At 30.3% G+C, this 15,399-nt stretch carries 14 protein-coding genes; all 14 read right to left on the reverse strand.

The features are described from left to right. Position 1 precedes the first annotated feature (1 nt). Complete coding sequence (locus tag CLLT_RS07220) at positions 2-793, reverse strand: NADH-quinone oxidoreductase subunit C (protein ID WP_070255416.1); 792 nt, start codon at positions 791-793, stop codon at positions 2-4. Continuing rightward, positions 793-1,290 (reverse strand): NuoB/complex I 20 kDa subunit family protein, encoded by a 498-nt coding sequence (locus CLLT_RS07225; protein WP_012662142.1) that lies wholly within the window; start codon positions 1,288-1,290, stop codon positions 793-795. The genes CLLT_RS07220 and CLLT_RS07225 overlap by 1 nt, the downstream gene beginning before the upstream one ends. Then, positions 1,269-1,688: an NAD(P)H-quinone oxidoreductase subunit 3 gene (locus CLLT_RS07230; RefSeq protein ID WP_012662143.1), complete on the reverse strand. Its 420-nt coding sequence runs from the start codon at positions 1,686-1,688 to the stop codon at positions 1,269-1,271. Before CLLT_RS07230 ends, CLLT_RS07225 begins: the two co-directional genes overlap by 22 nt. Positions 1,689-1,808: 120 nt before the next feature. Continuing rightward, entirely contained in the window at positions 1,809-2,477 is a 669-nt protein-coding gene (locus tag CLLT_RS07235) for an ATP-binding cassette domain-containing protein (RefSeq protein WP_012662144.1), read from the reverse strand. Next, positions 2,461-3,234, reverse strand: a complete 774-nt coding sequence (locus tag CLLT_RS07240) for an ATP-binding cassette domain-containing protein (RefSeq protein ID WP_012662145.1) — start codon at positions 3,232-3,234, stop codon at positions 2,461-2,463. Before CLLT_RS07240 ends, CLLT_RS07235 begins: the two co-directional genes overlap by 17 nt. Beyond that, positions 3,231-4,007 carry an ABC transporter permease gene (locus tag CLLT_RS07245; protein WP_012662146.1) on the reverse strand — a complete coding sequence of 259 codons (777 nt, stop codon included), beginning with the start codon at positions 4,005-4,007 and terminating at the stop codon, positions 3,231-3,233. The genes CLLT_RS07240 and CLLT_RS07245 overlap by 4 nt, the downstream gene beginning before the upstream one ends. After that, positions 4,000-4,938: an ABC transporter permease gene (locus tag CLLT_RS07250; protein ID WP_041570407.1), complete on the reverse strand. Its 939-nt coding sequence runs from the start codon at positions 4,936-4,938 to the stop codon at positions 4,000-4,002. Before CLLT_RS07250 ends, CLLT_RS07245 begins: the two co-directional genes overlap by 8 nt. Before the next feature lie 11 nt (positions 4,939-4,949). After that, on the reverse strand, positions 4,950-6,485 hold the full coding sequence (locus CLLT_RS07255; protein WP_074692319.1) for an ABC transporter substrate-binding protein: 1,536 nt from the start codon (positions 6,483-6,485) through the stop codon (positions 4,950-4,952). 42 nt (positions 6,486-6,527) lie between these two features. Then, the gene (locus CLLT_RS07260; RefSeq protein ID WP_074692316.1) at positions 6,528-8,471 is read right to left on the reverse strand and encodes a BCCT family transporter; all 1,944 of its coding nucleotides are present in this window, start codon (positions 8,469-8,471) and stop codon (positions 6,528-6,530) included. 198 nt (positions 8,472-8,669) lie between these two features. Beyond that, the gene (locus tag CLLT_RS07265; RefSeq protein WP_012662150.1) at positions 8,670-9,320 is read right to left on the reverse strand and encodes a LutC/YkgG family protein; all 651 of its coding nucleotides are present in this window, start codon (positions 9,318-9,320) and stop codon (positions 8,670-8,672) included. After that, positions 9,313-10,728: a LutB/LldF family L-lactate oxidation iron-sulfur protein gene (locus CLLT_RS07270; RefSeq protein WP_012662151.1), complete on the reverse strand. Its 1,416-nt coding sequence runs from the start codon at positions 10,726-10,728 to the stop codon at positions 9,313-9,315. Before CLLT_RS07270 ends, CLLT_RS07265 begins: the two co-directional genes overlap by 8 nt. Further along, the gene (locus CLLT_RS07275) at positions 10,725-11,465 is read right to left on the reverse strand and encodes a (Fe-S)-binding protein (protein WP_115614003.1); all 741 of its coding nucleotides are present in this window, start codon (positions 11,463-11,465) and stop codon (positions 10,725-10,727) included. The genes CLLT_RS07270 and CLLT_RS07275 overlap by 4 nt, the downstream gene beginning before the upstream one ends. 6 nt (positions 11,466-11,471) lie before the next feature. After that, positions 11,472-13,127, reverse strand: coding sequence for an L-lactate permease (locus CLLT_RS07280; protein WP_012662153.1), 1,656 nt, complete (start codon positions 13,125-13,127; stop codon positions 11,472-11,474). 276 nt (positions 13,128-13,403) lie between these two features. Further along, on the reverse strand, positions 13,404-15,398 hold the full coding sequence (locus tag CLLT_RS07285) for a pentapeptide repeat-containing protein (protein WP_438264882.1): 1,995 nt from the start codon (positions 15,396-15,398) through the stop codon (positions 13,404-13,406). Position 15,399 lies beyond the last annotated feature (1 nt).

The raw sequence follows: 15,399 nt of genomic DNA on the forward strand, positions 1-15,399 counted from the left end.
TTTATCTTCTCTTATCTAAAATTTTTACTTGCGTTCTTTTGGCTTTTTTCACAAAAGGCACGCCACCTTCTTCTTGATATTCTTGTAGATATTTATCTTCTCTTGGGACTTCGCCTTTACCAACCTCATGATAAATTCTGCTAAAGTTTAGCGTGTCTTTTTCATCTACAAAACCTGGATCTCTATTTTCCTCACCTACAACCTCGCGATATTCTTTTCCAAAAATTTTATCTATCTCATACCATTTAGCAAATTCATCACCATGCAAAGGATAGCTTTTTAAAAAAGGATGTCCATACCAATCATCAGGCATTAAAAGTCTTTTTAAATTCGGATGATTGATAATGAAAATTCCAAACATATCATATATTTCTCTCTCACACCAATTAGCACCCTTAAAAACACTCATAACACTTTGAAGTCTTTCTTTTAAACCAACAAAAGTCTTTATTCTCACTCTTAAATTTTTCTCCATATTTAAAAGCTGATAATATACTTCAAAACCTTGTTTTTGAGCAACAAAATCAATCGCACTTGCATCAGTAAAACAACTATAACCTAAATTTTTAAGCTTACTAAGAATAGCAACATTATCATCTTTATTTATTTCAATCACCCAAAAATCAAGCTCTATAAAAGAATTTTTTAACTCAAATTCTTGGCTTAAAATTTGATGATCACTCTCAAAAGCACTACTCTCTGTGCTTAGTTTTTTAGTTGCAGGTGCATGGTAAAATCTATCTTCATAATAATTTTTTAGCTGAGCATTTTTCTTATCGCTATATTTTCTCATCATATAAGCCTTTTTGGAGCTATTTTTCTGCTTGCTTTTTCTTTACGAATTCTTTTTTGCAAAATCATCAAAGCAAATTGAAAAGTTTCAGGGCGTGGGGCACAGCCTGGTACATAAATATCAACAGGAATGATTCTATCTACCCCTTGAACAGTAGAATAAGTATTAAACATACCACCGGTATTTGCGCAAGAACCCATAGAAATAACCCATTTAGGATCAGGCATTTGATCATAAAGTCTTCTTGTAAATTCAGCATGTTTTTTGCTTAAAGTACCCGCTATAATCATTACTTCAGATTGTCTTGGACTTGCTCTAAAAATCGTTCCAAATCTATCAAAATCATATCTTGCACCACCTGCTGCCATCATTTCAATAGCACAACAGGCAAGCCCATAAGATAGTGCCCATAAAGAATTACTCCTACCCCATTGCACTAACTTATCAACCGTAGTTAAAACAACTGGTGCATTGTTCATTTTTTGATACTCTGCCATGCGAATGCTCCTTTTTTATAAGCGTATAAAAAACCTATTGCAAGTAATAAAATAAAAACAAATACTTCCACTAAGGCAAATAAAGATAAGCCATAATTTGAAAGCTCTGCGGTTAAATCTTTAAAAATCACCGCCCAAGGAAATAAAAACACCACTTCAATATCAAGTAAAATAAAAATCAAAGCAAAAACAAAGAATTGAGAATTGATTTTGTTGGGCTGTTTAGAAGCCATAGGCCCACACTCATAAATTCCAAGTCCGAGTTTTTTTCTATTGTGTGAAGCTAGTTTTGAGCCTATTTTAGAAGAAATATACACTAAAGTAAAAAATATAACACTTGCGATAACAAGCATAGCAAAGATGCCAAAGTATTGATGCTCTATAGTTGCGTGCGTCATAATAAACCTTTTATTCAAGCATAATTAAAATTTATTTTACTTTAACTTAGCTATATAAAAACTTATTATCAAAAAAATAAATTTTTGAGTATTTCAAAAAGAAACAATTTTTATCTTTAATTATAAAAACACTTTTTTATGGCATATATCTTGTAAGATTTTTTCTTGGTGAGAAATAAATATATAGGTAATATCGTGTGTTTTTTGAAATGAGTGTAAGTAATTTAAAATTTTATAAGCAGTCACTACATCAAGCGCTGCTGTGATTTCATCTAAAATAAGCAATTTTGGCCTTAAAAGCAAAGCTCTAATCAAACCTAGTCTTTGACTTTGACCACCGCTTAGCTTAGAGGGTTTTAAATTTAAAATATCTTTTTCAAGTTCAAAAACATCAAAAAGTTTAAAAAGCTCTTCAAAATCGGGCTTAAGTTTAAAATTTTCATACACATCAAGCAAAAGTCTTTTAGTGCTTTTATAAGGATTTAGGGCTAGTTTTTGATCTTGAAAAACATATTGTATTTTTTGGCGTAAATTTCTTTGAGTATTAAAATCTAAATTCAATATATTTTCATTTTCAAACAAAACTTCTCCAGTATTTGCACACTCAAGCATACAAAGAATTTTTGCTAAAGTGCTTTTGCCGCTACCACTTTCCCCGCAAAGCAATAAATTCTCATTTTGATTTAAAGAAAAGCTCACATCTTTAAAAACAAAAATTTCTTCTTCTTTTAAATACCAGTGTTTTTTAATTTTATAAGATTTGCTTAAATTTTTAACTTCTAAAAACATTTTCATTCTCAAAATAATTTAACAATTCTTTAGCAAAAACACCTTTTGGATTACTTAAAAACTCTTTCATGGGCATTTGATAAATCAAAGTTTTATCTTCTATGATAGCCACCTCATCGCAAAGCTCTTTGGCTAAATTTATATCATGGGTAATGAAAATGAGATTTTTAAATTGCACTTTTAGCTCTTTTAAAATAGCGATGATTTTTTCTTCATTAGCCCTATCAAGTGAACTTGTAATCTCATCACACAATAAATACTCAGCCCCACTTAGTAAAGCTAGGGCTATTTGCACGCGTCTTGCCATACCACCACTTAGCTGATATATAAAAGAATGCCACAAAAGATCATGGTTTTTAAGTCCTAAACACTCAAAATAATAAAATGCCTTTTCTTTAATCTCTTTTGTGCTTAAATTAGTATGGGTTTTTAAAACTATATTAAAATAACTTCCTATATCAACAAGAGGATAAAAGCTCCCATAAACATCTTGAAAAAGTAAATTTACCTTAGCTCTTAAGGCATTTAGTTCTTTTTCTTTTAAAGCTAAGATATCTTTTTGATCTATCCGAAATTTTTGTGCATTAAGTTTATAATGCTTATCAAAAAGCTTAATCATGCTTTTTAAAAGTAAGCTTTTTCCTGACCCACTTTTACCCATGATAGCCAAAGTTTTACCATCTTCTAAATTAAGATTTATATCCTTTAATAAGTTTTTATCTTTAAAGCTAAGATTTAAATTTGAAATTTCTATCATGCTTTAATCTCTTCTTGTAAATCATTACCCAAAGCAAGCAAAGGCAAAATAAGCAAAAGTATAAAAGCTATTGGGAAAAGTATCATCCACCAACAGCCCAAAAACACGGCTTTATTTGCTTCATTTAGTATATTACCCAAACTTGGCGTAAAAAGATCCACCCCTAAGCCAAAAAAACTCAAAGTAGCTTCACTTGTAATAGCATGAGCAATATTTAAAACAAAAAGCACAAAAAGCAAATTCCAACAAGCTGGCAAAAGCTCACTAAATAATGCTTTGAATTTATTTGCTCCTAAAACTATAGCATTTTGGTAAAATTCCATTTTTTGAAATTTATTAAGCTGAGTATCAAGCACTTTTGCCACAAAAGCAAAATGCCCCAAAGCGATGATAAAAATCATACTCCACAAAGAACCTTGCAAAAAACTTTGAAAAAACATAATCACAAGTAAAGAAGGTAGTGCTAGAAGCATATCAAGCACCCTAGCAAAAAATGCATATGCAAAAAATCTTGTTAAAAACACATAAACACAAGCAAAAAGCACACTAAAAAATGCTGCCATCACCCCTACAAACAAAGAAATACGCAAGGCATATAAAATTCTACTAAAAATATCTCTACCAAGCAAATCTGTGCCAAAAAAATACACTAAATTTGGTGCCATTTTTGCCTTACTTAAATCCACCAAAGTTGGATCTTGCGTACTTAAAAATGGAGCAAATATAGCCAAAAATATGCTTAAAATTATCAAGCTTATGCAAATTTTACGCATTAGCAAACCTTGGATTTATCATTTTGCAAAGTATTTCTACAAATAAATTTATCAAAACTACTCCAATTATACTCAAGCAAAGCACAGCCAAAACCACAGGATAGTCTTTAAATAATATGCTTTTAATCACCAAATTCCCTATGCCCTCATATGAAAACACACTCTCTACTATATAAGTTCCCATTAAAAAACTCACAAAAGAAGCACCAAAATACGCAAATATGGAACCAAAAGCATCTTTTAACACAAAATGCATATAAATTCTTGTTTTACTAAGCCCTCTTGCAAAGGCAGCTTGTATGAAGCTTTGATTTAAACTATCAATCAAGCTTGTCCTTATAAAACGCACAAAAATGGCCAAATGCGAAAGCACTAAAGCACATACTGGTAAAAACAAATGCCACAAACGATTTAACACATCATCTTCAAAACCAATATCAGCAATAGCCGAACTTGGGAAAAGCTTAAAAAATACAGCAAAAACCAAAATAAGCATTAACGATAAAGAAAAAGCAGGTAAAGCAAAAAAACTCATCGTTGAAAAAGTAATAAATTTATCTAAAATGCTATCTTTATACATCACACACAAAAGAGCTAAAAAAGTAGAAAGTAAAAAAAGCACTATAAAGGAAAAAATTCCAAGTATTAAAGTATAGGGGAGTTTTTCTTTTAAAATTTCGCTGACTTTTTCACCGCTTATTAATGAGTAGGAAAATTCGCCTTTTAAGGCATTAAAAAGCCAATTTTCATACTGCTTTAACAAAGGCTTGTCTAAATTTAAATTACGCTCGATTTCTTCTTTTACCTTAAGGCTAACTCCTTGAGGCACGCTAGCAAATACCACGCTTCCTTTAGCATGATATATCATCACAAAGCACAAAAAACTCGCAAAAATCATCAAAAAAAACGCCCATAAAAGGCGTTTAAAAATGAGTTTTAGCACTAATTTTTACTCCACTCATAAGCATTCCATGTAAAGCCTACTCCATGATGTCCTAAAATATGAGCTTTTATGCCTTGTATATTTTTAGCATACACTAAAGGATAATCAATATAAGCTATAAACAAAAACGCAGGATCATCTTGCAATGCATCGATAAATTCTTTATAGTGTTTTTTTCTTTCATTTACATCAAGAGAATTTCTAGCCTTTGTTAAAGCCTCATCAACTTTGGCATTTTTATAATGCCCAAAATTCCAACCACTTGAATTTAAAGCACTATCTTGAGAGCTTGCAAACACTCTAAAGGTATGAAAATCAGGGTCATAAGGACTGCCCCAACCCACTAAAAAACTATCTTCTTTGGTATAATCAAAACTCCCACTTGGCTTAGCTATAGCCTTTGCTTTAATGCCAAGTTTTAAAAATTCACTTTGCAAGATATTTACCAAAGCTACTCTTAAAGGATCTTCACTCATAGCATACATATCAAAGCTAAATTCTTTACCATCTTTTTCTAAAATGCCATTTTTATTTTTTACAAAACCAGCCTTTGCTAAAAGCTCATTTGCTTTTTTTACATCATATGTATAGCTTGCAAATTCTTTGGGATTTGCCCATGATTTTTCTAAAGGATGACTTGCTACTTTTCCAAAAGAGTGCAAGAGTGAGTTTATGATAGCTTGCTTGTCTATGGCGTGATTTAGCGCTAAACGCACATTTTTATCTTTTAAAAATTCATTATCAAGGTTAAACATCAAAGCACGATAATCAGCCGATGGTTCTATGAGTATTTTAAAATTTTTATCATCTTTAAAATTTGAAGCTAAAGAAAAATCCACCAAAGCCACATCAATAGAACCATTTTTAAGCTCAATGGCACTAATACTTGGATCTTTAATGTGCTTTAGTATGAGCTTTGGAGTTTTTACCTTGGCTAAGTGGTAGTTTTCATTTGCTTCTAAAAGCATGTATTGACCTTGTTTCCATTGCTTGAGTTTATATGAGCCTGTACCTATGGGGTTTTGGTTAAATTTAGTAGTGTTTAAATTTTCATTTTCTAACAAGTGCTTTGGTAAAATTCCCACACTCAAAGCGTCTAAAAATGCAGGAAAAGGCTTTGAAAGTGTGATAGACAAATGATAATCATCGATGATTTTTACTTCCTTAACTGCGTCAAAATTTACCTTTGAAGGCGAATTTAATTTCTCATCTTTTAAAGCATTTATACTAAATTCTACATCTTTAGCACTAAATTTAGTTCCATCATGCCATAATACATCATCTCTTAAAGTAAATTCATAAACAAGCCCATCCTTGCTAACTTTCCAAGAACTAGCAAGATCAGGCGCTAAGCTCATATTTTCATCAAAGCGTGTAAGTCCTGAAAACACAAGAGCAATTGCTACATCATGATCTTCACTAAAAAGCGGATTTATACGCTCTGGCTCATTTTCCACTGCTATAACGATCGTATCTTTTGGCGTAATAGCAAAAAGATTTAAAGCACAAAAAAGCATGATAAAAAATCTAAGCATAAAAGGCCTTTCTTATAAAATAAAGTGAAATTATAACGCTTTTTAATCATAAGCTTTGGTAAAAATTTCATTTTTATCATCAAATAAAAGTTGCAAATACCTCTCATACTGCTTTAGTATATCTACGATAATTTCTTGCTCGTTTAAATACTCTATATTATAACCATTACGCGAATCAGCAAAGAAAGTTTGTGGCTCAAAAATAAATTCTTTAGAATAAGTTGGCATAAATTTATCATCAATTATGCTTTGACTTGCTTGTTTTTTTACTACTTGCACTCCATAGATAAAATCTTTTGCAAATTCTTTTTTTATAATCAAACTTATGCTTGATTTTTCTTGAACAATTTGTGTTTTTAAGCCGTAGTTTTTTAGGCTTTGGCTGAGTGATTCCATAGCATTTTTAACTTTAGCATTTAAGAAATTTTGTATATCTTGTTCTTTGCTTTGTTTTAAAATTCTAGCTAGTCTTTCTTGCCAAAATTCCCCTGAAAAATACACGCTACTTTGACTAAGTTTAGTTAAAGAGTAATTTACATCTACGATTAAACCTTTAAGCAGTGAAAAACACATCAAACAAAGTAAAAAGGCAAAAGGCAAAGCCACTATCATAGTGATACTTAAAATAGCCCCTAAACCACCTGAATACAGCAAAGAAGTAGCCAAAAGTGCAAGCACAAAACCCCAAAGGATATTTTGCCATTTGAATGGCTCATGAGCCCCGCCACTACTTAAAGAATTTAACACAAATATCCCACTATCTGCTGAAGTGATAAAAAACAAAGCTAAAACCAAAAGTGCAAGCAAAGAACTAAAATAAGAAAAAGAAAAATTTTGTAAAAAATAAAAAAGCAAACTTTCAGGTGCTGAAGTAAAAGGACTTAAAATATCATTAAAATTTAAAGCACTATTACCAAAAATGCTAAACCAAAGTATATTAAAACTAGTAGGCACTACAAGCACGCCAAAGATAAATTCCCTTATCGTTCTACCGCGAGAAATTTTAGCGATGAAAAAGCCCACAAAAGGCGACCAACTAAGCCACCAAGCCCAATAATAAATAGTCCAATTATTAAACCACTCTATATGCTCTTTTTCATAATAATAAGTCTTAAAACTCAAAGAAATTAAATTTTGTAAATAATTGCCAATATTAGAGCTAAATTGTGAAAGAATTTGAATGGTGCTAGTTGAAAAAAGCACAAAAAGCATTAAACACACTGCAAAAACCAAATTTGCCTCACTTAAAATTTTTAAGCCCTTTGTCAAACCACTAATCGATGAAAGCGTAGCTAAAGAAATGATGATAATTATAATCACACTTTGTTCTAAAAAGCTTTGTTCGTTTAAAATGCCTAAATTTAAAAAGCCAGCATTAAGCTGAGAAGCACTATAACCAAGCGTAGTGCTAATACCAAAAACCGTGACAATCAAAGCTAGCATATCGACTAAATTTCCCCAAAAACCATAAATTTTGTCTTTAAGCAAAGGGTAAAAAGCGCTACGCAAGCTAAGAGGCATTTTATATCTAAAACCAAAATACGCCATAGCCAAAGCACACACCCCATAAATAGCCCATGGGTGAATTCCCCAGTGAAAGATAGTATGTAGCATAGCCTCCTCATCGCTTGTTTGCAAGGCTTTTTTATGTATAAGAGGCTCAGCCACACCAAAATACATAAGCCCCACACCCATACCCGTAGCAAAAAGCATAGCAAGCCAAGAAGTAAATTTAAAATGAGGTTTTTCATCATCATCGCCGAGCTTGATATCGCCAAATTTTGAAAGAGCAAGTGCTAGCATAAAACACACAAAAAAACTCACGCTTAATATATAAAACCATGAAAAATTTGCAAAAATTCCACTTTTTATATGATTGATAAAATCATTTGTAAGTTTAGGCAAGAAAATACAACTAAGGCTTAAAACAACTATAATACTAATACTTGGTAAAAATACTGCCTTTTTAAAACTTGTTTTTAACATGATTTTCCTTTTTATAGTTTTAAAATTTAAGTTAATACCTTTTTTACTATGTCAAAAAATATCTTAAATATAACTAAAATCAATAAAATAGCAAAGGTTGATAAAAATATAATTTAATTAATGTTTTAAAAACCAAGAAGTTAATTTTTGATTTGAAGGTGATTTTAGAATTTACACTAAGTGCAAATTCTAAATAAATCAATAAAGTATAATATGAACCTTTTGAGATCCATGAACTCCAAAAACAGTGATAAGTTCAATATCTGCAGTTCTTGATGGCCCTGCTATAAACAAAATATTGCTAGGTAAAATTTCATTTTCTTCTTTTACTAAATTCAATGCTTGGCTAATGCTTTTTACAATATTTTCTTTTTTTAATAAGACAATACAAAGCATAGGAGCCAAAGAAAGCATTCTTGGTTGAGTTTTATCAGACAAAACTAAAGCAACGCCATGTGAGCTTACTCCAACTCTTGCTTGGATGATAGAAAAATCACTATGAAAAACTTCTTTTCGTATTTTTTCAATCTCTTGATTAAAACAAGTCTTTTTTTCGGCTTCAATTTTATTTATATCTAAATTTAAATTATCAGGATAAATAAGACTTTTATAGCCATAACTTTTAACAATTTGATTGATTTTTTCTTCTAATTCTTCTAACGAGCTTTCTTCTACTATGTATTTATTTGCACTCATTTTTTCTTTTAACTCACTATACATATCATCACTTGTTTTGATATGCTCTATAGGATCCATAGTCGGGATTTTTTCAAAAGATAAATGTGTATTTTTAATCTTATCCAAAATAGTTTTTTTGCTTTGTGAAGAAATTTCATTTATTCTACTCACACTTTACTCCTTGCATATTTTCAAGTTCTTTATAAAGATCAAGTTTTATTTGTGGAAATTCCTTATAAGCACTCCATTTTTTAACTACTGGTAAAGAATTTTTTCCTTTTTGCAAAAGCCAATTAAAATTATGTAAATTTGCTAAAGTATTTTTCCAAATAATAGGAGTTGTAGCTACTTTTTCAAAAATCTTAAATGCCATAGCTTCAGCAGTATTTGGAGTGATATTATCAAAACTTCCTTGACCTACTTTTGCTGCTCTTAATTTGCGTATTAAATCCGCAAGAGGAATTCTTACTGGACAAACTTCAGAACATCTTCCACAAAGCGAGCAAAAAGTAAGAATATCACCATTTTCTTGCATACCAAAAAGATTAGGACTTATGACTTCTCCAATCGGCCCTGGATATACACTTTGATAAGTATGGCCGCCTATTTTATCATACACAGGACAAAAATTCATACAAGCCCCACATCTTATACAACGCAAAGCTTCATAATAATCTTCATCATTTAGCATTTTGCTTCTATTATGATCAAAAAGAATAATATGCACTTCTTTTGGGCCATCTAAATCTCCATTTTTTCTAGGTCCTGTAATGATATTGTTATAAGTTGGTATAAATTGACCCGTAGCTGATGGAGTAAGTAAAGACACCATAGTGGCAGCATCTTCAAAGCTTTCCATAACTTTTTCTATACCACAAAGTGCTACATGTATATCACTTGCTGTGGTGCACATCCTACCATTTCCCTCATTTTCTATAAGCCAAAAAGCGCCTTCTTTAGACATAGCAAAATTTACTCCGCTAAGCCCCATTTTAAGTCCTTCAAATTCATCTCTTAAATGCTTTCTTGCAATAGAATTTAGCTTTTCTGGCTCACTTTCTAAATTAGAGCCTAATTTTTCTTGAAAAATTTTACCAATTTCATAGCGGTTCTTATGTACCGCTGGAACTACAATATGCACGGGAGTTTCATCATTTAACTGCAATATAAGTTCGCCTAAATCTGTTTCTATGGCTTTTAAGCCTTTGGATTCTAGGTAGTGGTTTAAACCTATTTCCTCACTAGCCATAGATTTACCTTTTAGAATTTTACCGATGTTTTTTTCTACCATTAATTCATATATAATCTCACAGGCATCCTCATCAGAACTCGCCCAATGGACATTTATGCCATTTTTAGTGGCATTTTGTTCAAATTCTAAAAGCCTATCGTGTAAAGTTGATAAAGCATTGTTTTTAGCTTGCTTAGCTTTAGATCTTAGTCCTTGCCAATCATTAAATTTCTCATCTATAACTTTTAAACGATTTTTTTGCAAAGTATGCATGGCAGATCTTAAATTCTCTCGCATTTGCTTATCATGAATTTTCACATCCACAATTTGTTCATGTGTCATTTTCATATCGCAACTCCTTCAAGACGCTTGTTTAAAAAATCATACAAATGAATTCCCTTTATATCAAGCCCCATTTTACTCATCGTGCCTGCAATATTCATCAAACACCCACCATCAGAACTTAATACATATTTTACGCCTGTATTTTGGATATCTTTGATTTTTTCTTGTGCCATAGAGTTTGAAATTTGAGGCTCTTTCACAGAAAAAGTTCCTCCAAAACCACAGCATTCTTCTTCAAATTCTAGAGGAATTAATTCCACATTTTTGAGTTTTTTTAGCAGATTTTTGCTCGCTTGTATGCTTTTTTGAATTCTTAATGCATGGCAGTTAGAGTGCCAAGTCACTTTTATAGGTTCGCCTTTGTCTTCATAATCAACCTTTAAAACCTCATCTAAATACTGGCTAAGATCAATCACTCTAGAGCTAAATTCCTTTACCAAGTTAAAATGCTCATCATCTTTGAAAAGCTCTAAATAATCATGACTCATCATCCCCGCACAAGAACCGCTTGGCACTACTATAGGATAATCTTGAGTAAAAAGTTTTATATTATGCAAAGCTATATTTTTACTTTCTTTAAAATACCCTGAATTAAATGAGGGTTGAGAGCAGCAAGTTTGCTGCTTTTTAAATATAACCTCAACTCCCTCTCTTCTTAAAAGTCTAACCGCATTTAAAACACTTTCTTGCATTATCGCACTACCCAAACAAGTAGCAAATAAATACACTTTTTTCATCATCAATCCTTATTTTAAAAGCACTGCTTCAGGGATGATCCCGTGGAAGAAAAATGCTATAACAAAAGTCCAAATTCCTATTAGAATTATAAAACCTATTGAGTATTTTAAAGTAAATCTAAACAATTCAGATTCTTTTCCTACAAGTCCAACTGCTGCACAAGCTACCGCTATACTTTGAGGAGATATCATTTTACCCACAACTCCACCAACAGAATTTGCTGCTAAAAATAAAGTTTCTGAAATTCCTAACTTTTGAGCACTAACTTGCTGTAATGTCCCAAAAAGCAAATTTGAACTAGTATCAGAACCTGTTAAAAACACACCTATCCATCCTATGATGGGAGAAAAAAATGCATAAGCATCGCCTGTATTTGAAAAAGCAAGTCCTAAAGTAGTACTCATACCGCTATTTTTAGCTATAAAGGCAAAAGCAACTACTAAGCCTATAGTTAAGCATGGAGTGGCCATTTCTTTTAAAGTTTCCCAAAAACACTCGGTAGCTTCGTTGATTTTTATTTTCAACACAACAATGCTCATTAAAGCAGCCACTAAAATAGCAGTTCCTGCTTGTGCTACTAAATCTATAGTATGTGATGGAATCATTGTTTTTGTGATTTGTGGATTAACTATATCAGGACTTATGATAGCTCCTAAGGCTTCATTAAATTTCAAAGTAAATTGCATAAAATTTAATATTCCATCTTTAGCAAATAAAGCCTTAAACCAAGGTTGAGTCCATATAATAATGCAAATAATCAAAAGTATAAAAGGAATCCAAGCTAAAAATACTTTTTTAAATTCTAGCTTTTGTGAGTTTTCAAAGTCTTTTACATCATCTAATCTAAAAATATTTTTTGGCTTCCAAAATTTTAAAAATATCGTAGTAACAGACAAAGAAACAACCGCTGAAATAATATCTGGAAGTTCTGCGCCTAAATGATTTGAACTCCAAAATTGTGTAGCAGTAAAAGAAACGGCTGCGACAAAAATAGCAGGAAAGGTTTCTTTAACCCCTTTTAAACCATCCATTAAAAATACTATAAAAAATGGTATAGTCAAGCTAAGAGGCACAAGCATTCTACCCACCATAGCTGAAACACCGTGCTGTTCTATACCTGCTAGATTACTCATCGCTATGATAGGAATTCCAACTGCTCCAAAAGCTACCGGAGCGGTATTGGCTATAAGGCAAAGTCCTGCAGCGTATAATGGTCTAAGCCCAAGTCCTACAAGTAATGCAGCGGTGATAGCCACTGGCCCTCCAAAACCTATAGCACCTTCTAAAAAAGAACCAAAACAAAATCCAATCAAAATCACTTGAATTCTATGATCTGGAGTGATACTCATAACACTTTGTTTTATCACTTCAAACGAGCCTGATTTGATAGAAAGTTTATATAAAAATATGGCCGCGATGATGATCCAAGCTATAGGCCAAATACCATTTGCAAAACCTTGTATAAAGCTAGCACCTAATAAAGAAAACGGCATATCATAAGCAAACAATGCCACAACACTTGATAAAATAAGAGTTAAAAAGCCTGCTTGATAACCTTTGAGTTTGAAAACTACAAGAGAAAGCAAAAAGCACAAAATAGGCAAAAAAGCCACCAAAGCACTTAAAAGTATGTTGTCAAATGGATTATATATTTGTTGCCACATATTTTTCCTTTTGATAAAAATTTCCAATATCTAGCTTAACAAATATTTTTATTTTTGTGTATTTTTGTTAGAAAAAATTAACTATATGGGTATAAGAGTAACATTTCGTATAAAAATTCTCTTTTAATAAAAACAAAAATTTACACTTTACAAATAAAATATAAAGTATTGTTTATATTTGAAACAAAATATAAATATAATAAAAATATTTATATCAAAAGTATTTTTAAATCAAATTTTTCATCACACTTTAAAGCTAAAAGCATGATTTTGCTTTCAACTTGGCACTATGGAGTTTTTGCGTGCGGTTTTTTGGAGTGAAAAAAGAATTAAAATCAACAAGATAGTATATGCAAATGTTATATATACAAATATAGGATTTGTAAAATTTTGTTCATCATTAAATATCTTTCCGATAAAAGGATTTAAGATAGATATACTAATCCCCAATACTATAATCACGATAATGTAGCTAACAACTACAAACATTAATCTTAGCGCTAATGATTTTAAATACACCAACCATAAATAAAAAATGATAAATACAAAAAATATACCTATATTTGAAAGGACTGCAAGACTGTCTTGACTCTTTGGTATATAAATATTTAAATAAATCAAAACAATCAATAAACCTAAAAAATATGCAACTAAATTTAATACACAAAATATTATTTCTTTAATACAAATTTCATTCTTAATTACCTCATAAATCTTTTTGATATTTTTCAAAATATCCCAGAAAATCATCAAAAATCCAATTGCAATTAATCCATAATAAAATATTAGAATACACGAAGGATATTCTTGAACAAACGATGATTGGATAATGGAATTTTTTATATCTTTGAAAGCATTTGTCAAACTACTATTGTTATCTAATAGATTATCAGAATATTGATATGATTTAAGATTGTCTTCATATCCTCCCATAAAAAGAAATACACTATACAAAGCAACTAATAATACAATATTATTAAAAACTTTTAAGAAATCGGTATGATGATCACTTAATTTTCTATAAAAACCCAAAAGCAAAGAATCTATAAAATATTTTAAATGCAATGAACTTTTTCGTGCTGTTGTCTTTGTTTCTCTATTATTCCAATTTTCTTTCAATTCTATCTCTTTACAATAAAGCTCGTATTTATGAAAATTTGAAGCTTCTAAAAGATTATTATCTTTTATCAAGGCATTTTTAACAACTCTAAAAGAATCTCTAAAGTCATTTGCAATTTTATCTAAAGATTTTTTTTCTTGTTTATTTGTATCTTTATTAAAATTTTCATATTCTTGTTTGATTTGTTTTTTTAGATCATCAAATGTAAAATTTAAAGTTATATTTAAAGCATTAAAATTATCTTTCAAAATTATTTGAGAAAAATTTGGAGCTTTATCAAAAGTTACTCCGTAAAAACAAGCTATTTTTTCAAATTCACACTCGTGAAAATCAGCATAGCTATAAAATTTAGAATTGTTAAAATAGGCATTATCTTCAAAACGAGCGTTTGAAAAATTTAATTTTGCTTTATTATCCTTATCTTGTTCATATCCAAATTCACTGTCCACAAAATAAGATCTATTTTCAAATTTGTTTTTCCACAAATTTATATTTTCTATAGTGCAATTTTTTATAAAAAGATATCCTTCAAATGTGTTTTCTTGTAGATTTAAAGATATGATTTTTGTATTATTTTGCTTATCATGGCATTTTATAAAAACCAAATGGCTTAAAAATCTATTATTGTATATGCATACTCTTCTTTTAAATTTACATTGATTAAAAAATAATATTTTTTCAAAAGTAATATTTTCTAATTTTATTAATGCTTTTTCAAAAGTACAATTATAAAAATATAAATTGGCTTTTACAATACAATCATTCTGTGATTGTTTATTATTTAAACCAACACTACATTTACTAAAAATGATATTACATTGCACATTGTTCTTATTATATAATGAAGATATATCTAATGTTTCTTCGCAAACCATATACCATTCCTCATCATCAGAAAACAACTCATTTTTTTGTCTAAGGATTTCCTTTTTTAGTTTTATTACTCCTGTATCACTTGGTGTGTATATATTATCCTTTTTTATTTTTAGAATCTTAGATAAATCTTCTTTAATTTTATCTTCTTTAATTTTATCTTCTTTAATTTTATCTTCTTTAATTTTATCTTCATCAACTTCATTCTTACCATTCTGATGTGTTTTTTTACAACATTTCTCTAAAGTATGAAGTATTTTTTCAAGTGTTTCTTCTATC

This window comes from Campylobacter lari subsp. lari (assembly GCF_013372185.1).
In the GTDB taxonomy this organism is placed as follows: domain Bacteria; phylum Campylobacterota; class Campylobacteria; order Campylobacterales; family Campylobacteraceae; genus Campylobacter_D; species Campylobacter_D lari.